General features: G+C 52.4%; 19 protein-coding genes. 3 read left to right on the forward strand and 16 right to left on the reverse strand.

The window, feature by feature from the left end; translation table 11 throughout:
* Positions 1 to 17 precede the first annotated feature (17 nt).
* The 7 genes from ACETK5_RS25600 to ACETK5_RS25630 form a co-directional block, all read right to left on the reverse strand.
* Positions 18 to 473, reverse strand: coding sequence for an acyl-CoA thioesterase (locus ACETK5_RS25600; RefSeq protein WP_394058633.1), 456 nt, complete (start codon positions 471 to 473; stop codon positions 18 to 20).
* A gap of 288 nt (positions 474 to 761) precedes the next feature.
* Complete coding sequence (locus tag ACETK5_RS25605) at positions 762 to 1,757, reverse strand: ABC transporter permease (RefSeq protein ID WP_100540603.1); 996 nt, start codon at positions 1,755 to 1,757, stop codon at positions 762 to 764.
* Entirely contained in the window at positions 1,754 to 3,244 is a 1,491-nt protein-coding gene (locus ACETK5_RS25610) for a sugar ABC transporter ATP-binding protein (protein WP_394059090.1), read from the reverse strand. Before ACETK5_RS25610 ends, ACETK5_RS25605 begins: the two co-directional genes overlap by 4 nt.
* Before the next feature lie 144 nt (positions 3,245 to 3,388).
* Positions 3,389 to 4,510: a sugar ABC transporter substrate-binding protein gene (locus ACETK5_RS25615; RefSeq protein WP_100540602.1), complete on the reverse strand. Its 1,122-nt coding sequence runs from the start codon at positions 4,508 to 4,510 to the stop codon at positions 3,389 to 3,391.
* 182 nt (positions 4,511 to 4,692) lie between these two features.
* Complete coding sequence (locus ACETK5_RS25620) at positions 4,693 to 5,229, reverse strand: GNAT family N-acetyltransferase (RefSeq protein ID WP_326115544.1); 537 nt, start codon at positions 5,227 to 5,229, stop codon at positions 4,693 to 4,695.
* A 182-nt stretch (positions 5,230 to 5,411) separates the two neighbouring features.
* Positions 5,412 to 6,047: an SGNH/GDSL hydrolase family protein gene (locus ACETK5_RS25625; RefSeq protein ID WP_394058636.1), complete on the reverse strand. Its 636-nt coding sequence runs from the start codon at positions 6,045 to 6,047 to the stop codon at positions 5,412 to 5,414.
* A 336-nt stretch (positions 6,048 to 6,383) separates the two neighbouring features.
* Positions 6,384 to 8,126: an ABC transporter ATP-binding protein gene (locus ACETK5_RS25630; RefSeq protein WP_100540599.1), complete on the reverse strand. Its 1,743-nt coding sequence runs from the start codon at positions 8,124 to 8,126 to the stop codon at positions 6,384 to 6,386.
* Between the two features lie 147 nt (positions 8,127 to 8,273).
* Between ACETK5_RS25630 and ACETK5_RS25635 the strand changes: the two genes are divergently transcribed.
* The 3 genes from ACETK5_RS25635 (at position 8,274) to ACETK5_RS25645 (ending at position 13,143) form a co-directional block, all read left to right on the forward strand.
* Positions 8,274 to 9,716, forward strand: coding sequence for an ABC transporter permease (locus tag ACETK5_RS25635; protein ID WP_100540598.1), 1,443 nt, complete (start codon positions 8,274 to 8,276; stop codon positions 9,714 to 9,716).
* Positions 9,717 to 9,729: 13 nt separating this feature from the next.
* Positions 9,730 to 11,238 carry an ABC transporter permease gene (locus tag ACETK5_RS25640; RefSeq protein ID WP_100540597.1) on the forward strand — a complete coding sequence of 503 codons (1,509 nt, stop codon included), beginning with the start codon at positions 9,730 to 9,732 and terminating at the stop codon, positions 11,236 to 11,238.
* A gap of 84 nt (positions 11,239 to 11,322) precedes the next feature.
* Positions 11,323 to 13,143: an ABC transporter substrate-binding protein gene (locus tag ACETK5_RS25645; protein WP_394058639.1), complete on the forward strand. Its 1,821-nt coding sequence runs from the start codon at positions 11,323 to 11,325 to the stop codon at positions 13,141 to 13,143.
* A 464-nt stretch (positions 13,144 to 13,607) separates the two neighbouring features.
* Here the strand turns inward: ACETK5_RS25645 and ACETK5_RS25650 are convergent, their stop codons facing one another.
* The 9 genes from ACETK5_RS25650 to ACETK5_RS25690 all read right to left on the reverse strand — a co-directional run bounded on the left by ACETK5_RS25650 (position 13,608) and on the right by ACETK5_RS25690 (position 25,944).
* Positions 13,608 to 14,150: an alpha/beta hydrolase gene (locus tag ACETK5_RS25650; protein ID WP_326117241.1), complete on the reverse strand. Its 543-nt coding sequence runs from the start codon at positions 14,148 to 14,150 to the stop codon at positions 13,608 to 13,610.
* Positions 14,151 to 14,461: 311 nt separating this feature from the next.
* The gene (locus ACETK5_RS25655; RefSeq protein WP_326117242.1) at positions 14,462 to 17,020 is read right to left on the reverse strand and encodes a beta-mannosidase; all 2,559 of its coding nucleotides are present in this window, start codon (positions 17,018 to 17,020) and stop codon (positions 14,462 to 14,464) included.
* A 160-nt stretch (positions 17,021 to 17,180) separates the two neighbouring features.
* Entirely contained in the window at positions 17,181 to 18,197 is a 1,017-nt protein-coding gene (locus ACETK5_RS25660; RefSeq protein ID WP_326117243.1) for a glycosyl hydrolase, read from the reverse strand.
* A gap of 229 nt (positions 18,198 to 18,426) precedes the next feature.
* Positions 18,427 to 19,422, reverse strand: a complete 996-nt coding sequence (locus ACETK5_RS25665) for a carbohydrate ABC transporter permease (protein ID WP_100540593.1) — start codon at positions 19,420 to 19,422, stop codon at positions 18,427 to 18,429.
* Between the two features lie 48 nt (positions 19,423 to 19,470).
* Positions 19,471 to 20,370 (reverse strand): carbohydrate ABC transporter permease, encoded by a 900-nt coding sequence (locus tag ACETK5_RS25670; protein ID WP_394058643.1) that lies wholly within the window; start codon positions 20,368 to 20,370, stop codon positions 19,471 to 19,473.
* Entirely contained in the window at positions 20,367 to 22,943 is a 2,577-nt protein-coding gene (locus tag ACETK5_RS25675) for a DUF5696 domain-containing protein (protein ID WP_394058645.1), read from the reverse strand. Before ACETK5_RS25675 ends, ACETK5_RS25670 begins: the two co-directional genes overlap by 4 nt.
* 14 nt (positions 22,944 to 22,957) lie before the next feature.
* Positions 22,958 to 23,578 carry a Yip1 family protein gene (locus tag ACETK5_RS25680; RefSeq protein ID WP_100540590.1) on the reverse strand — a complete coding sequence of 207 codons (621 nt, stop codon included), beginning with the start codon at positions 23,576 to 23,578 and terminating at the stop codon, positions 22,958 to 22,960.
* A complete protein-coding gene (locus tag ACETK5_RS25685) occupies positions 23,559 to 25,022 on the reverse strand; it encodes a gluconolactonase (protein ID WP_394058647.1) in 1,464 nt (487 codons plus the stop codon). The genes ACETK5_RS25680 and ACETK5_RS25685 overlap by 20 nt, the downstream gene beginning before the upstream one ends.
* Positions 25,023 to 25,032: 10 nt before the next feature.
* On the reverse strand, positions 25,033 to 25,944 hold the full coding sequence (locus ACETK5_RS25690; protein ID WP_100540588.1) for a carbohydrate ABC transporter permease: 912 nt from the start codon (positions 25,942 to 25,944) through the stop codon (positions 25,033 to 25,035).

A 25,944-nucleotide genomic window follows, 5' to 3' on the forward strand; every position in this document is an offset into this window, starting at 1 on the left:
TGATCTTTCGCTTTCCGTTACATCCATCCTTCAAACGTTGAAATTCGCTCGCGTGCCGAATCCGGAATGTGCGTGCTCTTGCCGGATTCGGTATCGATGAGCACAATGGTTCCACGCCCTGCCGCCTTTAAGGCGCCGTCCACCACGATCGCATACTGGATGTCCATGGAGGAGCGTCCGATCTCAGCTACCCGGACATGAAGCTTAAGTGCGTCCTTCAGATACAATTGAGCAAGATACTGACACTCCAGATCCGCAACCACCGACACCTTTTTGTCGCTGAACAGATCCTCGGTCAATCCCAAGTTCTCGAAATACTCAATGCGTCCCTGCTCAAAATACATAAAATAACTGACGTTATTGACATGACCCAGCATATCCGTTTCGCAGTACCTTATCTTTATCGGAATTTCAAAGTGAAACGTGTCCAGCCAAGCCTTGGGATCCGGTTGTATGAAGGTTGTTTTTTTCATGATGAGTCCCCTTTCTCTTTATAAGAGACAAATGTATGTACAATTTATAATCAGTCTTATACAAGGATAATGAATACAAGTTGAGTCCGTCAACTAAATAACCATATCATGGATAAAATGCCGGATTCGCCCGTAGAATAAGGCTTGAAATCCGCTTCTCTCATAGCTTGCCTAAATGCAGCTAGCCATGAAAAAAGACCACCCGCTCCGGAGCAGGATCACTGGAGGGATGGTCTCGATAAGTATGCATGGAACAAAGCTCGGTTAAAAAAAGCGCAGCTCAGGCGATCAATGCCGCTTCTTATAGTAGGTTAAAGCAAGCGCCAACGCCAGCACGGCGCCCTTCACGATATCCATCGCATAATACGGCACGGACAGCATGATCAGACCATTTTGCAATATTCCGATCAATACTGCCCCAACAAAGGTTCCGAGCGCGTTCGGCTTGCCCGCTCCGAATACGGAGTATCCGATAAAGGTTGCAGCGACGGCATCCATCAGATAAGGTCCGCCGGAGTTGACTTCGGCTGTCATAACCCGAGCCCCGAGGATAATGCCGCCGATGGCGGCAAACAAAGCGGAGACCAGATAAGCGATCAGTCGGTATTTACTCACCGGTATCCCGGATAAAGCCGCGGCTTCGCGGTTGCCCCCGATCATGTACATGTACCGCCCGTGTTTCGTATAGGTCAGAAACAGATGGACCACGAGGACCACGAGCACCATAATGATGATGATCCATGGCACCTGCCCGATCTTCTCAAACACCGCCGGAATTTTACCGGTGGCAAAGTCTCCGCTCGGCAGGATCATATTCTGGGAAATGGTAGCGCCGCGGGTATACGTGAGCGCAACGCCCTGAAAGATAAACATCGTCGCCAACGTCATCAGCATATCATCAATTTTGAAATTGATGACCAGGAAGGCGTTGATCAATCCCACGACCAGACAGAACAGCAGCGTGAGACCAATGCCGATGCCGATATTTTGCCCGTGCCAGACAAACATGGAAATGACCAGCGCGTTCGCCAGGGAAGCCGTCGAGCCAACAGACAGGTCAAAGCCGCCAACGGCCAGCGATACGGTCAGCCCTACAGCAATGATCGTCACGATCGAGATCGAACGGAGTATGTTAATAATGTTGCTTGTATTCAAAAAGTTGTCGGCGACGGTCCCGAATACCAGAATAAGTACGAATACCGTAATCAACGTGCCGTATTTATACAGAAAATCAAAAGCGAAACTAGCCGCCGGCTTCTCCTTAACAGGTCTTGCTGTATTCATGTCAACCCGCCTCCTGTGCAATAAAGCAATATTTCCTCTTCGTTGGATGACTGCGTAATTAGCTCCTTCGTGATGCCGCCGTCATACATCACATACACCCGATCCGTGATGCCAACGATTTCGGACAGCTCGCTTGAGGCGTACAGCACGCATTTCCCCCGTTTGGCCAGCTCGGCCACCAGATGGAAAATGTCCCTCTTCGCGCCAACGTCAACCCCTTTGGTCGGTTCATCAAAAATATACACATCCGCGTCAACCAGCAGCCACTTGCCGATCGCCACCTTCTGCTGGTTGCCCCCGGACAGGTTTCTCACCTTGGCTCGCTCATTCGGCGTCTTAATCCCGAGCGACTCGATCATCTCCCTCGCCGCCTGCTTTTCCTTGCCGAAGCTAAGCCAGGATCCCCACTTGGAAAAACGGGACAGCACCGCAGCCGTTAAATTGACGGATACCGGCTCTTCCACGAAGACGCCTTCACGACGGCGTTCCTCAGGGACCAGCGCAATGCCATGCGAAACGGCATCGTGCGGCGAGCGGATGCGGAGCTTATTTCCGTTCAGCGTGATCTCGCCGGTTGATGTGTCGGATGCTCCGAATATCGCCCGGCACAGCTCGGTTTTCCCGGCCCCGACCAGTCCGGCCAGACCGACGATCTCCCCTTTGCGAATGTGCAGGTCAACGCCGTTGATTTTGCCTGGGTCCAACATGTCCTTCACCTCGAACCAGACGGTGCCGATGTCTCGTTCAATATGGGGAAACTGCTGCTCCATCTTGGAGCCCAGCATGTACTCCACCACTTTTGGCTGTTCGATATTCGCAATGCGGTCGCTCTTCACCAGCTGACCATCCCGCATGATCGTAATATCATCGCAGATTTCATACAGCTCCGGCAGCCGGTGCGATATGAAAATAATGCCGACCCCATCCTGCTTCAACTTGCGCACCAGCTTGAACAGCTGCTCCGTCTCGCTGTGGCTGAGCGGCGCGGTCGGTTCATCCAGCACCAGAATCCGGCACTGCTTGGAAACGGCTCTTGCGATCAGCACCATCTGCTTCTCCGCCAGCGTCAGCTCGGAAATCAGCTTCTTGCCGGGAACCCGGATATTCATCCGTGCAAGAATCGATTCGGCTTCCCGATGGAGCTCCTTCCAGCGGACCAAGTGCCGTTTGCCCATATCGTGAACCGTCCGGTCAAGCATAATGTTCTCCCCGACCGTCAGGTTCGGAATGAGCGCCGTATCCACCTCTTGATAAACGATCTGAATGCCCAGGTCCTTCGCTTCCTTCGGTGAACGAATGTCCGCCTTGCTCCCATCGATCCAGATCTCGCCCTCGTAATGGTTGTACGCTCCCGACAGAATCTTCATCAATGTAGATTTCCCTGCGCCATTCGCGCCGATCAACGCATGTGCCGTTCCTGCGGTCGTCTGAAAATCCACATCGGTTAACGCCTTAACGCCCGGAAAAGAAATCGATACGTGCTTCATTTGAAGTAAGGGTGCCGTATTCGACGAGTGGGTCGAGGCGGCAGTAGTTGGCTCCATCACGCTTCGCAAGTGTATTCTTCCCTTCAAATAGGATAGGGCGCCCCTATCGATGACCGATAAGAGCGCCTGTATGGATATTGCTGTTTATTTGCCGCTGGCTTCTTTCAACGCCTTCATCCAATCCTCTTCGAATTCGGTGCTTGTCCCCCAGCTAGGGATAATATCCGCCAGGTTGACCATGTTAACCGCTTCAGCCGCACCCGCAAGGTCGGAGCGCTCAATCAATACAGGCTCCAGATTATGCGTAGCAGGTGTTTCCTCGCCGGCAATCTTCTTAGCCAGCAAGCGAACGTTGATCGCGCCGATCGTTTTCGGGTCTACGGCCGCCGTAGCTACCCAAGGGCTGTCCGGCTTCTGGATCAGCTCCAGGTCTGCGTTGGATACGTCGATGCCGTAAATCTTAACCTCGGTGCGTCCCGCTTCCTCCAGCGCTCTGGCTGCGCCGATGGCGAATGCATCCCAGGTTGCGAAGATTGCATCGATTTCGCCCTTCGGATATTTCGTTAGGATGGCGGATACCGCATTTTGCGTTTCCAGGGAAGTCTGGTCGCTCGCTACGCCAAAACGCTCCACTTCCTTGATGCCCGGATTGTTCTTCAGCGTTTCCTGATATACGGCATTGCGTCGTACCATCGGCGGGAATCCGTCTACCCAGAGATAGACAATGTTGGCTTCCGGCCCTTGCTCTTCAACCAGCTTGTCCAGCGCCAGCTTCGCGAGCTGCTCGTCATCCTGCGAGGTCTGGGTTACCCCTGCAATGTCGCCGATCTCTGGCAAGGAGTCAAATGTGACGACCGGAATTCCTTTTTCGGTAATCTTCTTTACGTCCTGCACCGATGCAGGATCGTCGCCATGCGATATGATAAATCCATCGTAGTCGCTGTCAATGGCTTGTGCGATCGCATCGTGGAATTTGGCGGAGTCTCCGTTCGCCGAGAAGGTATCTACCTTAAACCCGAGAGCTTCGCCTTCCTGTTTCGCACCTGCCAAAAATTGCGCCGTATGATCATCGCCCCCGATTTTCCGGACGACCATCAATTTCACCGGATCCTTCTCGGCAATGCCTGCCGGCAGGTTCTCGACCTTGTCCGCCAGATTGCCTGCCCCGCTACCGCCGCCGCTGCCCGATTCGGCACATCCGGTTAAGACGATCATAAACGCGAGCACCAGCGTCGTTAATTTCCTTACATGTTTACTGCCTTTCATGTTCTCTCTCCCCCTGTTTTCCGTAAAAAGGACAAATATTAATACAAGTAATCCTATAGGATTTAACTGGAGGCGTCAACCATTATTTTTCCGCTTTAATGCATTACACCACATAGGCAAAAAAAATGAAAGTGATTTCTAACTCTCGTTCGGCTTTCGAGAAGCTTTCATTTTTAAAAAAGTCAGGCCCTTACGACATATTCAGAATGAAGCAAACTCATCAGAATACGATCCACATACGAGCCGTTCTTATACGCTTCATCACGCAGAATTCCGTCCCGCTGAAAACCGGCTTTTTCATAACACCGAATTGCGCCGGCATTGGTAGCATCCACGGTAAGATACACCTTGTGCAAATTCAGTCTCTCAAAAGCGAACTGAACTAGGACTTGCGTAACCTCCGTGCCGTAGCCTTGTCCCCACACGCTTTTATCTCCGATCCATATCCCGAATTCCGCTTTGCGCGCCCAAGGATCGATCTTGAACAACTGAGCATTGCCGAGCGGCTTCCCGTCCAGGTTGAGCACAGTGAAATATGCACCTGACGGGTCACCCTCCGCATATTTCTGTGTCCGTTTCTTCACGATTGCCGGGGTTAAAGGCACCCCGGTACCGGATGGCAGTGTAGAACTCACTTCAGGATCCGTAAGCCATTGATATCGTTGCTCCCAATCCTCTTCGACGACTGGTCTGAGAATTACCCGTTGCCCATACAGCATAACGTCATCCCCTTTGTTTATATATGTATCGGTAGCTCCAAGCCCCTATTTCATACTCTAAGTTCAAATCTTATTTAAAAAGAGCTTCGGGACGCAGTGATTCACGCCCGAGCTCTTTCTAATTGATAAGCCGTTCAAGATAATCCCGAGTTGGTTGCCTCTAACTTCGGCTCTTAAATCTGTTAATCCAAACGAATGCCCATTGTTTCGAGCCAAGCCTTCGCAATCAGGCCGTGTCCGGCAGGTGACGGATGCACGCCGTCCGGCGCCCAGAAGGCAGCTTCGCGGCGTACCGACGCAGCAGCGAACAATCCGTCCAGCGGCACCAGCAGCGCTCCGAATTCCACCGCCAATTCGCGAACGGCCGTGATTTTCGGATCCAGATCCTCGCGCCATAATCTGCGATCCTCCGGATGCGGCAGCACGAACGGTTCAACCAGAATCAGCTTGGCGTCCAGTGCCCCTTTAGTGCGTTCGATCAATTTACGGTAGCCGGCTTTATAATCCTCGGTGCTCGTCGGGTCCCCGCTGTCATACCGGCGCCAAGTGTCATTGATGCCGATATAGATGGATACCCAGTCCGGTTTCAGGTCCAGGCAATCCTCCTGCCATCTGTCATTCAAGTCGACAACCCGGTTTCCGCTGATCCCTCTATTCAAAAAGGTTACGTTTAACTCAGGAAATTTCATGCCGAACAACGAGTCGATCAATAGCGGGTAGCCGTTCCCCAAGCTACCGGAAAAGTTCCGGTCACGACCGCAATCCGTAATGCTGTCCCCTTGAAATAATACGACATCCCCTTGCTGCAAACGATTCATTCCACTTCCTCCTCATCGGTATGTTGCTATTGTGCGTACCATTGGAAATTCGTAGGCTCATGTCTCGTGAGAACGCTTCCTAACATTTAAATATTTGCCGTGCAGGGCTCAATTCCTTTTTATAAACCAAGCAAATCATTGATTATGACCGAATTTTTTTGGAATCCCCGTTAGGTGAGTAAAACGTCTATCAACGTACTTTCCCGGAAGACAGACCGCATCTAGCGGAAGTTTTTCTTGCGAGCTCAGGATGGTCGACCTCTGAAGCCAGATACTTATTATCTCATAAAAAAACCTGCCCCGACTTCGGTCGGGACAGGTTCTAGTATGGTTCGATTAGGCTCCGGTCGGCATGGCCACCCAGTGGCCCTCCGATACTTCCACAAGCTCCGAATGCTCGAGATTATATTTGTCCTCTCCGGTGCGCTCTTCCAACAGTACCCGTTTCTTCTTGGATTCGATCTTCGGATCGGGGACCGGAATCGCCGCGAGTAAAGACTTCGTATAATCATGCTGGGGATTGGAGTACAGCTCTTCGCTTTCCGCCAGCTCTACGATTTTGCCCATATACATAACGGCAACGCGGTCACTGATATGCTTCACCATCGACAGGTCATGCGCAATAAACAGATAGGTCAAGCCCAGACGGTGCTGCAGCTCTTCCAGCAGCTTCACGATCTGCGATTGGATCGACACGTCGAGCGCGGAGAGCGGCTCATCGCACACGATGAATTTCGGCTCCACCGCCAGCGCCCGGGCAATCCCGATCCGCTGGCGCTGACCGCCGGAGAATTCATGCGGATAGCGCGTGGCGTACGCCGGATCCAATCCGACCATATCCAGCAGCTCCTCGACCCGTTTCTTCCGCTCCTGCTTACTGCCGGTCAATTTGTGAACATCCAGCGCTTCGCCGATAATGTCCACCACCTTCAATCTCGGGTTGAGCGAAGCATACGGATCCTGGAAAATCATCTGCATATGGCGCCGCATGGCCTTCATTTCCGAAGGAGATAGGCGATTCACGGACATTCCCTGATACAGCACTTCTCCACCGGTCGGCTGATGAAGGCGAAGGATAGCTCGTCCCGTCGTCGATTTACCGCTTCCGGATTCCCCGACGACCCCGAGCGTTTCCCCTGCCTGAATGTGAAAGCTGATATCATTCACCGCTTTAAGCACATTCCCTTTGCCCATATCAAAATATTGCTTCAAAGACTTAACCTCTAACAGCGGTCCTTTGTAATCCGTGCTTGGCACGATGATCGGCGCAGGCTTTGCTTTCTTCTTCTCGTCCAGACGCGGAAGCGCGTTTAACAGCTTCAAAGTATAGGGGTGCTGAGGATTCTCGAAGATTTCCTCCGTTGTTCCCGTTTCCACAATCACGCCGTCCTTCATCACCGCCACGCGGTCGCACATGCCTGCAACGACGCCGAGATCATGCGTGATCAATATAATGGAAGAACCGAAGCGCTCCTGCATATTTTTCATCAAATTAAGGATCTGGGCCTGAATGGTTACGTCAAGCGCCGTTGTAGGCTCATCCGCAATCAGCAGCGCAGGTCTGCACGCCAGGGCGATGGCAATCATCACGCGCTGCCGCATGCCGCCCGAGAACTCATGCGGGTACTGGTTATAGCGCGCTTCGCTGTTCGGTATGCCGACTAGCTTCAGCATCTCAAGCGCCTGCTTCTTCGCTTCCTGCTTGGACAGCTTCTGGTGTTTCACCAGGCTCTCCGATATTTGTTCCCCGATTCGGATCGTCGGATTAAGCGAGGTCATCGGATCCTGAAAAATCATCCCGATATCGCGTCCGCGGATGCTCTCCATCTCTTTCTCGGTTTTCTCGGCCAGGTTCTGGCCAAGGAACAGGATCTCCCCATCCTTCATATAGGAAGGCGGAGACGGCAGCAGCCGCATGATCGAGCGCGCCGTGACGCTTTTGCCGCTCCCGGATTCTCCAACGATCCCGAGAGTCTCCCCTTTCTTCACTTCAAAGCTGACCCCACGCACCGCGTGAAATTCTGAATCACGGGATTGAAAGGCTACACTCAAATTTTTAACCTGCAATATCGGTTCCAACTCTGCTCACCTGCCATTATGCATTTATGTCATTAAAGTAATATCCTCTACAACTCTTATAATCTATTGACTTTTAAAATAGGCTAAAATAAAATATACTATATCACTCGGAATAATGCAATTTGAAACAAGGAGGAAAGGCAGCTTATGGGGGGGACAGAAGCAGCAAGACCAAACAGACTCATAGGTTTGATAAGCAGCACATACAGTAAGATCCTTCTGAATCCTTCTTATAGATACTTACTATTATTATTGGGAGCGCCCGTGAATCTCGTGGTCTTCCTATTTTATTTGGTTCAGAGAAAGAAGGACGACTACACAGCGGCGGAGAACCGCATACGCAGCGAGATGCTGGCTGCCGGATATCTGGAGGCCCTACGCTCCGAGATGATGGAGCAGCAGAAACGCAAGCACGACTTTTTCAAGCAAAAAGTCAATGAGGGGCAGCTCCGGCAGGAAGTCGACAAGATCGTAGAAGCAAGGTTCCAGGAAGTCCTCAAGGAACGGACCGCCAAGGAACTGAAGCTGAACAACCGTAAACGGTTGACCATGGCCGATACGTTTGGTTCTCTTATCGAGAATCCATTGTTCTTCATTATATCACTTATTCCAGGCTTGCTGATGTACATCCTTATTTTTTTGTACAGCAATCCTTACCTGAAATATATTCTGGAGAGACTCGTGATGACGGTCTTCGTTATCTTTGGCGTAGCGGTGCTCGTCTTTACGATTCTCCACTTGTCGCCGTTCAACCCTGCAGCCAACATCCTGGGCGAGACGGCAACACCGGAACAGATCGCGGCTTTTAACAAAATGCACGGACTGGATCAGGGCTATCTCACGCAGCTGTGGAACAACATTAAAGGAATTGCCTACTTCGATCTCGGCAAATCCTTCTCGGGCAATGAAGAGATTACCTCAAGCATCGCCAGAAAGTTCCCGATTACGCTGACGCTTACGGTCATTTCCCTGATTATCGCGATTGTGATCGCATTGCCGATCGGGATTATCTCGGCTACGAGACCGAATTCGTTTTTTGATTATACGTTTATGTTTATCGCGCTGATCGGGCTGTCCATTCCGAATTTCTGGCAGGGACTGATCTTCATCCTGAATTTCTCGATCAAGCTGCAGTGGCTCCCTGCCACCTTTAATCCGGAGAACTGGTTGTCCATGATCATGCCGGTGATCGTGCTCGGTACAGGACTTACCGCTTCAGTAGCGAGAATGACGCGCTCCTCAACGCTGGAAGTTATTAATGAAGATTACATGATAACAGCCAGAGCGAAGGGGCTCAGCAAGGGTACCATCCTGATGAAGCATGCTGTCCGCAACGCCATCATTCCGATCATTACCGTCATCGGACTTCAGTTCGGCGGGATGCTCGGCGGCTCTGCCGTTACGGAGAAGGTATTCAACATCAGCGGTATCGGCAGCTACATCGTCGATAAACAATTCATCCCTGACATTCCGGCCATTATGGGCGGCGTAGTGTACACCGCCATTACCATATCGCTGGTGAACGTCATCATTGATATCTTGTACGCGTTCTTCGATCCACGGATCAGATCCAAGATGAAACAATACTAAAGCAGGTGTACTCATGATCAAGAAGCTTCTTTCTAAACAAGAAACCAAACACCAGCTGAAATCCTCACACGAGTACAGTCAAGCCAGCTTCACATGGGTTATTTCTTTGACCTTAACGGTGATCCTGCTTCTGAACAGCTTTGATTTCACTGGGGGAACCATTAAACCGTGGGTGTTCACCGCCTTTGCGGTATACGCATTGTTTACCATCATTCAGATTATCATTACGCTGTTGATCCGAAGAGATCTTCAAAGCCAGGGAGAAATCCGGCGCTCGACGAGGATCCTGGGTTACATTCAGCTGCTGAGCATTGTCACGGGAAATCTGTTTACCGTCACTTTCGGTTTCAATCTGATTAAAAAGCAGAAGCCTCCCGAATATACGATTGCCGTCTACATGCTGTTAACCCAGCTGTTTGTCATCGCGATATCGGCGCTGAACCTGTTCAAGCCTTACGTCTCGAATACGTTTCTGCCGGCGATGGCCGTGCTTCTGGTTGTAGCCGTCATTCAGCTGATCGCGCTTATCCTTGTTGCCAGGTACGTCAAAGCGAATTACGCGCATCCCGCATTGACCTGGCTTGCCTTTCCGATCATACTGACTGCGGTAACGGGCAATATTTTTGCTCTGGTGCTCGGCATCAACCTGCTTGCGAAGATACGCAAGAACGGTAATCCGGCGATGACCCGCTGGGGTGACGTGTGGGTGAAGCTTACTGCCAACTCGACAGCCATGTCCGGACTGTTCTTTGTAATCTTCCTGTTCTGTCTGTCGGTAACCAGTCTGTTTACCTTCGATTACAGCATTGCGATCGATAACAACTATAGCGCCATCCTGCAGCCGCCAAGCCTGGTGTACCCTTTTGGTACGGACAACTTCGGCCGGGATTTGTTCTCCCGAATCGTATTTGGAGCCCGAATCTCGCTGATCGTCGGATTTGCTTCTACAGCCATCCCGGTTGTCATCGGCGGTGTTCTCGGTGCCATCTCCGGCTACTATGGCCGCCATACCGATAACATCATCATGCGTTTGCTGGATGTGCTGTACGCCATTCCGGGCATCTTGCTCGCCATTGCGATTATTGCTGCATTCGGAGCCAACACCGTCAATCTCATCCTGGCACTCAGCGTAGGCGCTATACCGACTTATGCGAGAACCATGAGGGCGAACGTGCTCCTGGTCTCCACCTTTGAATACGTCGATGCGGCCAGAGCCTTCGGCTCCAGCAATTTTTCGATTATATTCAAGCATATCGTTCCTAACTCGCTTGCACCCATGATTGTGAAATCCACGCTAACCATCGGTGCAGCCGTCATCTCGACGAGCAGCTTGAGTTATCTGGGTCTCGGCGTTGAGCCGCACATCCCGGAATGGGGCAATATCCTTAAGATCGGAAGCACGTATCTTGAGACGCATTCCTACTTGGCCATTTATCCGGGTCTAGCCATCATCGCGCTTGTCTTGTCCTTCAACTTCCTTGGCGACGGACTCCGGGATGCCCTTGATCCTAAGCTGGATTAATGCTTCAGTGCCCTTGGCACACTAACTAATGGTTTCAAAAAATATTTTATATAAATATATATACAACTCAGGAGGGTATCACCAATGAAAAAGAGTTCCTTGCTGTTACTGTTTCTCACGCTAGTCATCGTACTGGCCGGATGCAACGTAACAACCAAAGATGATGCACAGCAAAATCAGCAAGAACCAGCGGATACAGCCACGGACACATCTGCTGTTAATATCGAACTGCTCGGCATGAGCTCTAACGAATCGGATGTTAACATCATTCGCGACCAGCTCACGAAGAACGGCTTCAACGTGAAGCTGAATCTGCAGCCGGACTACGGCAGCTTCAAGGCACAACAGGATGCCGGCAACTACGACGTCGCGCTGTCCAGTTGGACTACCGTTACGGGTAACCCTGACTATGCCGTTCGTTCCCTGTTCAAAACCGGCGGCGACTACAGCATCATGTCCGACGAAGAAGTGGACAAGCTGATCGACCAAGCAGCTACGCAAACGCCTGAAGACGCTGTTGAAACCTACAAACAGCTGGAGCAACGTCTTGTTACAGACAAAGCTTACATCGCTCCACTGTACATTTCCTTGAAGAGCCAAGCGTTCAACAAGGACGTGCTGGACGAGAATTCGGTCCGTCTTTCGAAATCCCGTTCCCTTCCTTGGGAAGCCGTTGATTTCAAAGACCCATCCAAGCGTGCTACGCAGCCGCTGATTCTGTCCCAATCGATCTCTGAACTGACCTCTCTTGATCCGATCAAGGGTAATGACGGTTCCATCAACATCATCAACACCAACATGAACGTACGTCTGATCAACCTGACCGATGATGACAAAATCACATCCGAAGGATCGCTGTCGTATAACCATGCCATTGGCGAAGGCAACTCGGAATACTACTTCATTCTTAGAGACGATATTAACTTTGCCAAAATCACGAACAAAAAAGCTGAAGATTCCGGCGAGCGCGTAGGCGCCGACGATGTCATCTTCTCCATGAACAGAGCCAAAGACAAAAATTCAGTGCCTGATCATCGTACCTACACGCTTCACGAGCACATCAACACGGTTGAAGCTGTAACGGATTTGAGCGCACTGGAGAACACCAAAGTATCCGGCGGCAGCGAAAGCGTCAAGGATGCTCTGGAAGCCGGCTTGGATACCAAGATCACTTCCCTTGTTGATGACAAGAACCAAGCAAGCACCAAAGACGGTAAGTACCAAGTCATTAAATTGACGACAACCGAGCCGTTCCCGCAAGTATTGAACTACCTGGCTCACCAATCGGCCGGTATCGTGTCGAAGAAACAGGTCGAGTCCATCAACACGTATGACGTTGAGAAATTCGACGTGAACAAAGACATCCCTTACGGCGACCAAAATACGGTAACCGAAGGCGACAAATACAATAATACGCTGTATGCCAGCGGTCCGTACATCCTGTCTTCCAAAACGGACTATGAAGCCACCTTCTTCAAAAACCCTGGCTACATGAAGGGCTCGGAGCACGAACCGAAAATCGAGCAAGTGAAAGTTCGCTTTATCAAGGATGCGGACAGCACGCTCTCCGCACTGCGCAGCGGCGAAATTCACCTGTACTATGGCGTGCCTGAAACGAAATACGATGTGGTTAAAGGCGACAGCAAGCTGAAGCTGCAAACCATCGAAAGCAACGCCGTCTCCTACTTGCTGTTCAACACGAAAAACCGTGATGTAGCAACAAGCGACGATCTGAGAAGAGCGGTGCTCTACTCCATTAACCAGGATGAGATCCTGACTTATTACAACAACAACAAAATCAAAGCCTACTCCACCGTCAGCCCAATCGTAAAAACTGGCAACGAGCTGGTCGCCGATCCGGCGAAGGTGAAGGAATTCTTGAGCGCATATAAAGCGAGCAAGTAAAAAAGAGGACGACATTAGCGAAAAGCTGATGTCGTCTTTTTTTGATGCGAGGTTTATATGCGCCACTTCTTGCTCCTATAGCATCGCAATGGAACGGGTAGTTCTTTGCATCGCTCCGCATGCGGATGATTCTTCCGATCTCTGTTGCCCCCAGATTTCTATGAATGAATGGGCCAATGTAGAAATCCGGGGGCGGTTTACGCTTACGATGCAGCTTTCTTTCAGAAAGCTTTCAGGAGACCGCTACCCGCTTCTCCAGAATCATTCCGCCTTCTCCGCTGGAGCACTACCTTAAGTAGTCCGTTGTTAGCTCATGTTTCGATACATCTCACATTAGCCATAAAAAGGGACGAATGATAGCCGCGGCGCAGCTACTCTCGCCTTTTTTTGGGGAGGGGGGAGTGAGAGGAAGCCCCCCTGTAATTAACATATACAGGGGGGCTTACCAAGATTGATGCCTTGGATTACAGGCGCTTGATATCATCTACAAGCTCAGGCAAGCCCTCGCAGAAATAGTGATCGTCGCCCTCGTATTCTCGGGTGACAGCTTGGGGGAGCTGCTTCGCGTAGTGCTGAGCGTGCGCGAAAGGCACCACGGGATCGTGGCGGCTGTGGTACAGGTACAGACTGGATATGCGAGGCAGCATGGTGGCGAAAGAATCAGGCAATCTAAAATCTTCACTCCGCCAATCGTCGTCTTTCTCCCAATAGGGGGCGGCGATCAAAAACAGTCCAGAGACGGTTAGCTGGCAGTCTTCTTCCGAAAGATATTTCAGTAGCACGGAGCCGCCTAGGGAATGACCTATGAGCAGCACCTCCCCATCCCATGCCTTGATTTCATTGGCGATCTGCGTTTTCCACGGAATGTAATCCGGATCCGGCATGCCGGGGGATAAGATATGGTAAACTTCCCCGAGCTGTTCTTGTAGATGGGCGATCAAGCCACGGCTTCCTTGGTTAGGACCTTGGGGTCCTGCGCTATGGATGAACAAAACTTGTTTTTTCATGTTCAGTCTCCTTCCCGATCCTTGCTTATGGGTATGAGCATGTCCAACAGGATGTGTACCAACCTAGAATATCCTATGGAGAGGGGTTCGACTTCTTTTCATTTGCTGACATTTAATTGGAACGGGTTTATTCCTTGCATCTTACCCGGAAACGCCCTCACTTGGTAATCATGCTTAAGATCAAGCAGCGAGGATTCGTTCTCTATCAGCCTCAAATCTACGTGGTACTCCATCTAAGACAAACAAAACCGCCCCTTCACCAGAAACGGTTGAAGGGGCGGCTCTTTTTAGCGGATCGATTATAGGATGAATTAAACCGTCAGCACCATCGACGGATCGATACAATCGGCCATGGACCGAACCACGGCCCGGCCTGGCTTGCCCGGTACGAATGCCTGCTCGCCGTCATCGCGGCGGCTGAAGGAAACGGTCATCGGGATGCCTGGAATCAGGTCGAAGAAGTTATCGCTGTAGAAGCCTTCCGCTTCCGAGGACAGCCATACGTGGCGGGCGAGCACACTGCTCTCCAGCACAAACGTCGTGCCGTCGCTTCCCTCGACTTCTTTTATGCTGATGGTCGGGCTGTGCAGACGAAGATGCTTGTCATTCACGAAATAGAATGTTTTACTGTCAAGCACGTCTCCATCCTGAAGCAATTGCGCCAGGAGCACGACCTGGGATGCATCATGTCCGCCAAGCAGCTCATCGGCCACCGCGCGGAATACGACGAGGGACGCCTGCTCTTCCGCACGGATCGGCTGCTCGGATATATAGAGCTCTTTTCCGTTAAAATCGAATAACTGAATCTTCAGTGTGCCCTGGACCGCTTCTGAAATATCGGATACGAGATGGACGATGATCTCTTGTTCCTTGGATTCGATCGTGACACTGACATCCCGGAAGCTGCGCTTAGCCACATACTGCAGTGCTTTCCATCTGCCGAGGTAATCCATGCCCGCCCACGAAGCGACCGGCCAGCAGTCATTCATCTGCCAATACAAGGTGCCCATGCAGTACGGTTTGTTGCGGCGATGGGCTTCAATCGCCATCTTCATCGCTTCGCCCTGCTGAATTTGGCTCATATGCAGGAAAGCTTCAAAATCCTTCGGCTCGTTATAATATTGATCCATGTAAGTCTTGATCAAGCGGTTGCCGGCACCGTTCTTCTGGTGCGCCAGCATGACCTTGGACTCCAGCTCCATATCGCTATCTTCCGCGTATGTGCGGACCGTCTTCGGTTCCGGGAAGGACTGGAACCCATATTCGCTCATGAATCGGCCAACATAAACATTGTAGTTATCAAACGGCTCCGTGTTATGCCACACGCCCCAGTAATGGATGTCTCCGCTCGTTGTGGACGGATTGGCATGCTGCTCCTTATCATGGCTGAGCGATACCAGCGGAGATGAAGGCCAGTACTCTGCTCCAGGTGCATAACCGGTTACAGCCTCCGGCAGAATTCCGTGGAATACCTTTTCGTAGTCGCTCCAGATCTTTTCGCGGAGTTCTTCGGTATATTGCTGCTTCCAGCCCCAACCGGCCTTCTCTTCATAGTGCGCCCAAGCGGAATCTATCTCGTTGTTGCCGCACCAGAGCACGATGCTCGGATGATTCCGCAGCCGGATCAGGTTCTCCTCCGCTTCCAGCCTGACGTTCTCCAGAAACGCCTCATCGCCCGGATACATGCTGCAAGCGAACATGAAGTCCTGCCACACCATGAGTCCGTATTCATCACAGAGATCGTAGAATACGTCCTCTTCATAAATACCGCCGCCCCATACGCGCAGCATGTTCATGTTGGACTCCGCTGCGGACGCAATTTCATGACGGTATCGCTCCGCCGTCACTTCCGTTATGAAGCTGTCATTCGGGATATGGTTTGCCCCTTTGGCAAACACGGGCGTCCCATTGAGCTCAATGTAAAAGGAAGTACCGCGGTTATCCTGTTCCCGAACGAGCTTCACGCTGCGCAGGCCGGTTCGAACCTTTTTCTCCGCAACGGTTCGTTCTGCTTCCACCAGCTCGGCATGGAACGAATACAGATGAGGCTCGCCCAGGCCGCGGCACCACCACAGCTTCGGCTCCGCAAGCGCAAGGCTCAATTCAACCGAATGACGGCCCTCTTCCAGCCGAACATCCTGTTCCCATGTCTGGCCGTCTGCACTTACCCGAAGCACGCCTTGCCAAGCATGCTCCGCCGCAATGGAGGCAACAGCCGTGACCCTGGCCATTTCTGCCGTAACCTCATCCTGGCGAATAAACAAATCATCCAGCCTGACTTCGGACCAAGCCTCTAGCCTGGCCTCCCGCCAGATCCCGCTGGTCACGAAACGCGGTCCCCAATCCCAGCCGTAATGATAAGGCGCTTTCCGGGCAAAAATACTCACTTTCTGGTCGCCCATCCCGCCAACCTCGGACTGGTCATTCGAAGCAGGCAGCGAATATCCGAGCTTCTCAAGCTTCGGCAGATCCTCCTGGATAGGGGAACGGAAGCGGATTTTAATCACATTTCCCGAATCCTTGAGCTGCGATTTCACATCGATCCGCCATGAACGAAACATATTATCGGCGGAAAGCACCTTGGCCCCGTTCACGTACACATCCGCGTAGGTATCCAATCCGTCGAATACGAGTTCGATGCGGGATTGGGCGCTCAGATTCGAATCCACATCAAACGACGTCTCATATTCCCAATCCTTCTTATCGATCCACTGCAGGTCATGCTCATTCGTCCCGTAGAAGGGATCGGGGATGATGCCATTCTTCAGCAGGTCGGTATGAACGCAGCCCGGCACCTGGGCCGGCAGCCACTCGGATTCGTCGCAAGCTTTGAAGTTCCATTGATTTAAAGTCATAACGTTAAAATTCATGATAGTCTCTCTCCATCTCTATATATTGATTTTGATGCGGTTCGGGTCATACTCCTTACAGATATGGCTTCTTTCGCGTATCAGCTTGTTCTCCACGCTTCGATCAGCTTCCCGGCGAGCGGCAGCGGCCTACAACTGGCATGCCTTACAGATCAAGCCGTCAGCCTTTCAGATCCGGAAGTTCATCCAGCGTGACGGTATACGGATGATGATAGGTGCGAATCAGCTGCAACTCATCCGTATACTCTTCGGAATACCTCCGGTTATTTCCTTCCCCTGTGAACACAAAGTTTCCATACCACGTGCAATTCCATGACCACGGGCATCCGTCTGCCTGCATGAGATCGGGGTCGGGTATGACGCCGTTCTCGGTCAGGGCAATGATTTTCTTCGTGACCGTATACGATAATGCCCTGCGGAACCGTTCGGATTGCGAGCTGTAATCCCGGGCAGGCGGATAAATGTCCTCCCCGATGATATCGACGTAGGAATCACCCGGATACCAATCCTTGTGCTGCCCGTTCCATACCCAGATCAGGTTGTTCAATTCGTGGTGATGCGTCATGCGTTCGTACATCAGCTTCCAGAGCGCGATGCAAGGCTCGGGGCCTTTGGCCCCCCACCAGAACCACCCGCCGGAGGCCTCGTGAAGCGGTCTCCACAGCACCGGGATGCCGGCATCCTGCAGACGTTTGAGCTCGACAGCGATCGTATCGATATCCCGGAGGATAAGGCCATACTCTTCCGACGAAGGCTCCGACATCGCCCTTGCGATATCAAAGGTTGTCGCATTGGTGTAAAAGCCTCGGCCCCAGGTCCGATCCGGCGGCAAATCGATCAGATCCTTCGGGGCATTCCAATGCCAGCAGAAGGTCACGATCCCGCCGCGCTTCCACCACTTCATCGCCAGATCCGTATCTTGACGCTCGGCCCCTCGCTCCACCCGGGATGGGGAGTAATTCATGAAATCGAACCCGCCGACGGCCGGGTATTTGCCCGTGACCTCGTGGATCATCTCGAACTCCGGCGTTGACACAACGCCAATCTGCTGCCCGGTCAGCATCCGCTTGCCGTAAATGCTGCACAGATAGCCCATTAACCGTTTCGCTTCATCGGAAGCGGCCGGGTTGATCAAGTCCGGTTGGACCTCATAGCGGGTGCTGCTTGCTTTTGTCATGCGATTCACTCCTATCCTGTAATTGCCGTATGGATGAAAGAACCTACAGATTTCCTTCACCGTAACCCAAATGGCACAGCCCAATTCCAGCAGCATACCTATCAAGCAAGCACGATACCTAACTCACGCCCTCCACTCATCCAGCGCACACGGCATCTATCTTGCAATACAATATCTATCCTGCGATATGATATCTATCCTGCAACACGACATCCATCCTCGGCAGCTTCTACCCGACAACCCCCGTACGCTCCACGCTCTCCACAAAATGGCGCTGCACGAACAGATACAATCCGATCAGCGGCAGAATGGCCAGCAATATCCCCGTATCCACCACGAGTGCCACATAGTTCGGATCGGCCTTGGCCGATGAGCCGAGCCCCATCAGTGCCGGGAGAAACTGGTTGGCGTCCGCCGGCAGTGAAGCGATTTTCAGCGGCATGAGGGACTGTTCGCTCATAAAAAGCGAGGTATAGAAGGTGTCGTTATACTGCCAAACGAACGAGAACAGCGTCACCGTAATGAGCGGCGGAATCGCATTGGGAAGCATAATCGCAAAAAACGTCTTGATCCCGCCTGCACCGTCGATCAACGCCGCCTCCTCAATCTCCTTCGGCAGCCCCCGGAAAAATTGACGGAAGATATAAATGAACAGTCCAGCCTTTAGCCCGGTGGCCGTAGCCGAAGTAATGATCGAGGGCCAATAGCTGTTTAACAGATTGATACCCTCTTTTCCGGTAAACAAGTGAACCAGCCCCAAAATATCGAAGCTGCGAAAGTGCAAATACATCGGTACCATCAGCGTGCTCATCGGGATCAGGATCGTCAGCACCACTAGGCCGAAGAGCAGGTTGCTTCCCGGAAAGGTGAACCTGGCAAAGCCATACCCGGCAAGCGCGGTCGACATCGTGGTCAGCAGCATCGTGATGAATACGTAAATCATCGTATGAAGCAGCAGCGGCCAATAATCCAGCAAGTCGAGCACGAGCTTGAAGTTATCCAACGTGAAATGCACCGGAATCATGTAAATCGTCGGATTATAAATATCCTGTTTGTCTTTGAACGCGACGGAGAACTTGGAGATGATCGGATAGATGATGATGAATGTGATGCCGATGATCAGCAGGTAGCGGAACACCGCCCATAGGATAGGCAGCGCCTTGTTCTTGAACCGGTTCATTCGTTCCTGAGCCGCTTCGTCCGAGCGATCCCGAATCGATGCCATACGGACCTCCTTTTTTCCTGCACCCGTCAGTCAGGAATCTCTTTGCCATTAATTTTGATAAAAGGTTTTCCTCGATACGATGATCCCCATGATAATCAGCAGCACGCTGATGACGATGGTATACAGCCACGCCATCGCGGCACTGAGTCCGAAATTCTGCGTCTTGAAGGCTGTCTCGTAAATCGTCCGGGTCACCGTGCTGTCTGCAAACGAATCAATGATGGTATAAATCATGTTTGTCAGGATGAGCGGGCTCACCATCGGAAACGTGATTTTCCAAAAGGATTCATAGGCGGTAGCCCCTTCGATCTTCGCCACCTCATACATCGAGCCCGGCACGGCCTGCAAGGCTGCAAGAAAGATCAGAATCTGCACGCCCGAGCTGCTGATGATATCGTAGATCCTCATGACGGCCCCGATAATATACTCGGTTACGGTAATCGGAAATCCGGCCTCGGATAAAATGCGCACCATCGACAGCACATTGAATTGCCCGGAGGTTTGCCCGAGCTCCTCCGCCACCGTCGCGTTTCCGACCAGATTGATCAAACCCGAGGTTTCCGCTGCGGAAATCGCGCCTGACGCCAGGATGACCGGCAGGAAGAAAATCGCCCTGGCAAGGGCTCTCCCCCTGAATTTCTGATTCAGCAGAACGGCCGAGAACAAACTGAAAAACAAGATCAACGGAACGTCCACCACCATGCCCAGTATCGATTCCGTCAAGATTCGGTTAAAATTCGCGTCCACGAACAGCGCCGTGTTGAAATTGCTCCATCCAACCGACTCCAGTTCATAGCCTGTGGGGGAAATGTTCAATTTACTGAAGCTGAACAGAATCGACTGTAACAGGGGTCCGGCAAACAGAAATATGAAACCGATCAGCCATGGCGCGATGAAGAGTAGGCCGAGCATGGATCTTTTCTGAGTCAGGGACAATCTCATTTTCATGCCCGGTCACCCCCTACGGCATAATTTTGCGGTCCCACTAGAGTTCCGTTCACATCGACGGCTTGATCGGTATAATTGATCAGAATCGACGTGCCGCTCTCATACCTCACTTCAACGACGCCGTCAGCATGCCGTATATGCTCCACTATCCGCTGCGTCCGGAGCGGCGCCAGCACCTCACTTAGCTCTTGATACAAGGAAACCGCCTCATCGAACCAATCCTTGTAATGGGTGGCGTACATGTCATCGAAACGCGTGTACTTCAGCTTCGAGCTTGGCTCATAAGACCACAGAAAGTGTGGAGCCGATCCGAATTCCAGCGACTGCAGAAGCTGCTTGCGCAGGTTTTGCTCATTCAGGTTATTGACCGATGCCCCTGCATAATCCAGATATCCGTGAATGACCATTTGATAAAAGGGGACTTCCTCATCTGTCAGCCCAAATCCGCTGCTCGACGACGGTACATCAATCACGTGGCTGGCATAAGGCCAGCTGTATGCATTGGCACCGGAAACCATCGTATCCGGGTAGGCCTCATGCAGCTTCTGCAGCTGATCCGTCACGATAAACTTCGCGGTTTCTCGGAAAACCACCCGCTGCACCCGGTAATCGGAGCTCAGGATATCGCCCAGGTCCCGCAATGACACGGCCCCCATGCCAAACCGTTCATATTGCCCCGCAAATCGGTCCACGTAATAGGGAAGCTTCGCCGGCGACATCAGGTTGTACGTGCCGTAATACGAGTCCATCCGGTTCGTGTTCCGATCATACGGATGCAGCGCTGCCGTTTCCCTGGTCACGTAACGGGATGCATCGGATGACGGCGTAAACGCCCCATCGTCATGGTAGACATGCTGGAAGGCGATATCCGGGTACAACCCGCCGCCGGCGTCCTGCAATTGCTTGGACAGTGCCTTCAGCTCGGCGGCGCTTCCAACAACGCTGTCTGTCTTTACCTTCACCGGAGTTTTGTGATGGACGCCTTTGCCAAACCATCCGAGGTAACGCATTCGAAGATTGGCGATGCCCTCGCCTTTCAGAAGAGCGGCAATCTCGCCTGCCTGCTCGAAGGTGGTCATCGAGACGACGGCATCATACGGCACGCCCAGAAAAGATTTCCGTTTATCCACGCTTCCCAGCATATCGAGATAGAACGGGATGCCCTCCGCTTCTTCCAGGGGAGCCAGCTTGTTTTCCTCCACAAGCGTTTCCTGATATAAGCGGGCCATGCCCGAGTAGCTGGCCTCGTCGCCGGACAGGAAACGGTATCTTACGGACAGCTTTCCGTTGTAGAGCTTGTCATTCAGCAGCTGGATCTCCTGTATCGTGCTGCCGGTGTATAGCTCCAGCATATCCTCGCCGCGCAAGGCAAAGCTGCTGAATATATGATTGTACGAGTTCTGCTTCCCGCCGATATCGGCGGACACGCTCGCGATGGCGTCGCCTTCTTCAATCACGGCAAACCAGCCGCGATCGCCGCTCTTCATGCCGAACACAGGCATCCGTGCCTGCTCCGCCACTTGCCCGCGGCTGCTGCTGTTATTATTCGGATCGGTGCCGTATATTCGCTGCACGTACTGCTCTTCCTTCACTTTGCCGTTATTCAGCTTAATCAGACTGCCGCTGCCGTCCGGCACCAGCATGTATCCCTCGGCCTTCGAGCCCGCCGCGCCGAAATAGCCAAGCAGCTCCACGCTGCGCAAACGGTGGCTCTCACTTTCCGTTACCTGATCAAGCGGTATGGAAACGATCAGCGAATCCTCTTCCAGCCTGTATTCGAGCGGAACCTTGAACTGCGGTTTCGAAGAGGCGCTTGCGGCCGCTCCTCCACCCGCTTCGTTATCGTAGGCAAGATCCTCCGCGGTGTAGCCCGCTTGTTCAAACGCCCCCAGCATTTTTTTCAGCACCAGCTCCTTCTTGATCTGGTCATCCAATCGCTCCAGCATCGCAGGGTTATCCTTCAAGGGGTAGTACCGGGCCTGAACGTATCTCGCCAGGGACTCATCCAGCTTGCTGATCACCTTCTCCTGCAGCCGGTCCTGCGAGATGTATTTCGGCAAGGCATCGATCCCGAGCGACACATCTCCCAGCGTATACGTGACTCGAATTCCGTTGTCCAAGCTTTCCGCCGTGTAGTTCCCGTTCATCACGCTCCACGTATAATTCGGATAGGTCTCAAGCGTGCCGATCTCATCCCGGAACGTCAGCGTCAATTGCGAAGATAGCACTTCCTTCTCAAACGGCGAGGCAATTCCGTCCTCCATCCGGTCTGGCGGATTGCTGTACCATACCGTGTCGCTCCGCTTATCCCGAACCGCCACCTCGGTCGTTTCCGGATGATAATACAGGGCAAGCGCCGCCGTCTCCGCTACCAGATCCATACTGGGTACGCCGTCCGTCGAATCGTTCAGGACGGTCAGCTCACCGCCCGGCGTCGGCTCGGCTGCCGCGGTACGGTAAGCCGCCACGTCCACCGCCGGTGCTCCCCGGTTCACGTAGAACAGAAAGCTCGCAGCCATGCACGTTATAACGGTACATGCAAGCACCGTGTACAGCCATTTTCTTTTTTTCACGGCCCACGGCCTCCTTATTGCCTGAATAGGATCTCTCGGTAAACGTTGACAACGAACGTGTAAATCTGCTGCAGCATGCTCAGGACGAGCGTGCCCAGAAATACAATAATGCCCATGACGATCAAGCTCAGAAACATCGTGACGATCGTTTTGCCTGCGGAGTATTGATGAACCGTCATCGTACCGACAAAGAGCAGCCCGATAAACCAGATCGCCGCTACCAATGTGAGCAGATAGTAGAACACGGTCTCTTCCTGGACCATGAACCGGCTCGCCAGCGTCATGGGCGGATAAATCAGAACCATCGGAATCAGGGCATACGCGCTGGCCATCACAATCTCTTTAAACTTTCCTTCCCCGCCCATGAGCGTGGTGACCGACCAATTGGAGACGCACCACAGAAAGAACGGGAGCACGAAATAGATCAGTTCGTCGATGCTGCTCAGCGTCCTCGGATCATTGTAATTGACCAGAAATCCCGCATACTGCCGCTGCAGAATCATGGCCATGACCACAAGCGCCAATACGACATAAGCAACTCCGAGGCGTCCTCTGTTCTCATACTTCAGGTCCCAATACCCATCGAAGGGGTGCACGATCAAATGAAGGGGGAATCTAAGATAATCCTGTTTCATGCTTCCCTTCCCTCCTCTGCTTTCGGTATCTCACCGTTCTATAGACCGCATAGAGCAGCACAGCGCTGGTCCCAACCGATAAAATGGTGCCGAAATGCTCCTTCATGACCTCCCTGCGATATCGTTTATAAGCAACGGAATAATTTTTGCGGTCCATGCCTAACTCAAAATATCGAAGGGCTTCCTTGTTCTCCCCCTTCATGAGCTTCGCTTTCCCGATGCCGATATAAGCGATGTCATAGTTGGCATTCAGCTGAAGCACGCGTTCCCAGTACCTTTCCGCCTCCGCATCTTCTCCCCGGTAATGATGGCGGACAGCAAGGTTAACGTGCTTCCCGAACTCGGTCGGCTCGAACATGACAATGCTCGCTTTTCCCCGGTCCAGCACAAGCTGACGGTCTCCAAGCTGTTCAATTGCCGCCGGCGTCTTAAACACGCCCAGCTGATTCCCGATGCCGCCGTAGACATACAGCAGGTTCCCGGTCTCATCGTAGGTGAATACGCGCCCCTGGGTAGAGTCCAGCGCGCTGTATATCCCGTCGCCAAGCACTTTAATATCAACGAACTTGGAGGGACCTACCGTTCTCCGATAATAAATATCCCCGGCAACCGGAAAGTAGCCAAAGCGTTTCAGCACATCCTCACCCGACGGATTGAGGCGTTTAATCGGCTCCTTGGAGCCGACATCAATATTCGTGGCATAAACGAACCCTTTTCCGTCGATATCCAGATTGGAGAATTCGGTCGGGATGAACAGTCTCATCTGGGCCTTTTGCGCGCTCGTCGATACCAATCGCCAGAAATAATCGCCATAATCGCGCTTCACCTTAATCGTTCCGACGTAGCCTAGAAAGGTACCGTCCTCCTCGAACTGCATTATGCCTTCGTAAACGCCGCGTGCGACAACGAATACCCGCTTGGCTTCATCCACCGTTACTTTCAGCGGAATGAATTGAAAGCCTTGAGGCAGCACATCCGACTCCGGCTGCTCGATGATCCGGACAAGCGTGCCTTCCGCCGTTAATACGACAACCCGCTGGTGGTCCGTATCCGCAACATAGATTTGCTCATCTCCGTCAATGAAGATGCCGGTAGGGTTCGCAAAACCGTCCTCTTTCCCATCATTCATAAAAGTATCGATGACACGAACGACCTTCCACGTTTCATCGAGGCAAACAATACGTTTGTTGCCACTGTCCATCACGTAGATGTTTCCGGCCTCTGACACATGCATATCGCTGGGCTCCAGAAACTCCCCGATACCCAGATCCTTCCCTGTCACGGAGCGAACCGGCAGATAGGCTGCAGGCACGGCGACCGTTTCCTCCCAATAATTGTAGATATAGCTCTCATACGGAGCACTGGCGGAGACGCTCCCCGGCATCAGGCCGGTTAGCAGCAGGGAGGCCGCCGCGAGCGATAGCAACCATTTTTTCGCTGACATGTGATCCCCCCTAATCCTTCATTCCGGATGTGGCCATCGTCTCGATAATCCGGCTCTGCGAGAACAGAAAGAGCACAATCGGCACGCTCATCAGGATGACTGCCACGGCTGCGCCTGCGCCGGCCCGGGAAATACCGCCCAGAATGATCTGATTGGAAGCATAATGCAGGGTCTTGAGCTGCTCGCTGTAAATAAAGCCGTTGCCATCGGTTCCCCACAGGATCTGGAACAGTAAAATGATCAGCGTGAGCCAAGCCGGCTTCACGTTCGGCATCACGATGGACCAGAAGATCCGGTATTCGCTGGCTCCGTCGATCTTGGCCGCCTCCAGCAGGGCATCCGGTATCTGCTCCATGAACTGCTTCATCAGATATAACCCTAGCGAATAGCCGAAAGCCGGTATAATGACGGCCCAGTAGGTGTCGATCAGCCCCAGCCACGACAGGATCATATAGTTCGGCGTCGCCGTAACGACCGGCGTGAACATCAGGGACAGCACCACGACCTGGAACAGGAATACCTTGCCCGGAAACTTATGCTTGGCCAGCGGATAAGCCGCGGCGGAGGCAAAGATCACATGCCCGACAATGCCGACCCCGGTTATGAAGACCGTATTGAAGATATACCGCGAGAACGGTACCCAGGACTGGCCCAGCAGATTGATCAAATCGGAAAAGTTATTCCATGTTGGATTGCGGACAAACAATGTGGGCGGGAACAGGAAAATTTCGTCCAGCGGCTTGAACGCATTGTTGATAGCGTACACCAATGGCAGCGCCATGAAAGCGCCGAACACCGCCAGCAGCGCAAACAGGGAGATGGTGCCCATGAAGGAACGGTTTACCCGTTTGCTGCGAGCTTTAAGACTTACGTTCAGCAGGCGGCTGCCCCGTTTTTTCGGAAGTTCGTATGTAACCCTCAT

The organism is Paenibacillus ilasis, from assembly GCF_043195395.1.
Taxonomy (GTDB): Bacteria; Bacillota; Bacilli; order Paenibacillales; family Paenibacillaceae; genus Paenibacillus_AQ; species Paenibacillus_AQ lautus.

What these genes read in the sequence shown, in the direction of transcription:
- ACETK5_RS25655 (WP_326117242.1), bottom strand. Translation starts at nt 17,020, where the DNA reads ATGAATTTTAACGTTATGACTTTAAATCAATGGAACTTCAAAGCTTGC.
- ACETK5_RS25650 (WP_326117241.1), bottom strand. Translation starts at nt 14,150, where the DNA reads ATGAAAAAACAAGTTTTGTTCATCCATAGCGCAGGACCCCAAGGTCCT.
- ACETK5_RS25635 (WP_100540598.1), top strand. Translation starts at nt 8,274, where the DNA reads ATGGGGGGGACAGAAGCAGCAAGACCAAACAGACTCATAGGTTTGATA.
- ACETK5_RS25645 (WP_394058639.1), top strand. Translation starts at nt 11,323, where the DNA reads ATGAAAAAGAGTTCCTTGCTGTTACTGTTTCTCACGCTAGTCATCGTA.
- ACETK5_RS25665 (WP_100540593.1), bottom strand. Translation starts at nt 19,422, where the DNA reads ATGGCATCGATTCGGGATCGCTCGGACGAAGCGGCTCAGGAACGAATG.
- ACETK5_RS25620 (WP_326115544.1), bottom strand. Translation starts at nt 5,229, where the DNA reads ATGCTGTATGGGCAACGGGTAATTCTCAGACCAGTCGTCGAAGAGGAT.
- ACETK5_RS25690 (WP_100540588.1), bottom strand. Translation starts at nt 25,944, where the DNA reads ATGAGGGTTACATACGAACTTCCGAAAAAACGGGGCAGCCGCCTGCTG.
- ACETK5_RS25685 (WP_394058647.1), bottom strand. Translation starts at nt 25,022, where the DNA reads ATGTCAGCGAAAAAATGGTTGCTATCGCTCGCGGCGGCCTCCCTGCTG.
- ACETK5_RS25605 (WP_100540603.1), bottom strand. Translation starts at nt 1,757, where the DNA reads ATGAATACAGCAAGACCTGTTAAGGAGAAGCCGGCGGCTAGTTTCGCT.
- ACETK5_RS25600 (WP_394058633.1), bottom strand. Translation starts at nt 473, where the DNA reads ATGAAAAAAACAACCTTCATACAACCGGATCCCAAGGCTTGGCTGGAC.
- ACETK5_RS25660 (WP_326117243.1), bottom strand. Translation starts at nt 18,197, where the DNA reads ATGACAAAAGCAAGCAGCACCCGCTATGAGGTCCAACCGGACTTGATC.
- ACETK5_RS25610 (WP_394059090.1), bottom strand. Translation starts at nt 3,244, where the DNA reads ATGAAGCACGTATCGATTTCTTTTCCGGGCGTTAAGGCGTTAACCGAT.
- ACETK5_RS25625 (WP_394058636.1), bottom strand. Translation starts at nt 6,047, where the DNA reads ATGAATCGTTTGCAGCAAGGGGATGTCGTATTATTTCAAGGGGACAGC.
- ACETK5_RS25680 (WP_100540590.1), bottom strand. Translation starts at nt 23,578, where the DNA reads ATGAAACAGGATTATCTTAGATTCCCCCTTCATTTGATCGTGCACCCC.
- ACETK5_RS25640 (WP_100540597.1), top strand. Translation starts at nt 9,730, where the DNA reads ATGATCAAGAAGCTTCTTTCTAAACAAGAAACCAAACACCAGCTGAAA.
- ACETK5_RS25670 (WP_394058643.1), bottom strand. Translation starts at nt 20,370, where the DNA reads ATGAAAATGAGATTGTCCCTGACTCAGAAAAGATCCATGCTCGGCCTA.
- ACETK5_RS25615 (WP_100540602.1), bottom strand. Translation starts at nt 4,510, where the DNA reads ATGAAAGGCAGTAAACATGTAAGGAAATTAACGACGCTGGTGCTCGCG.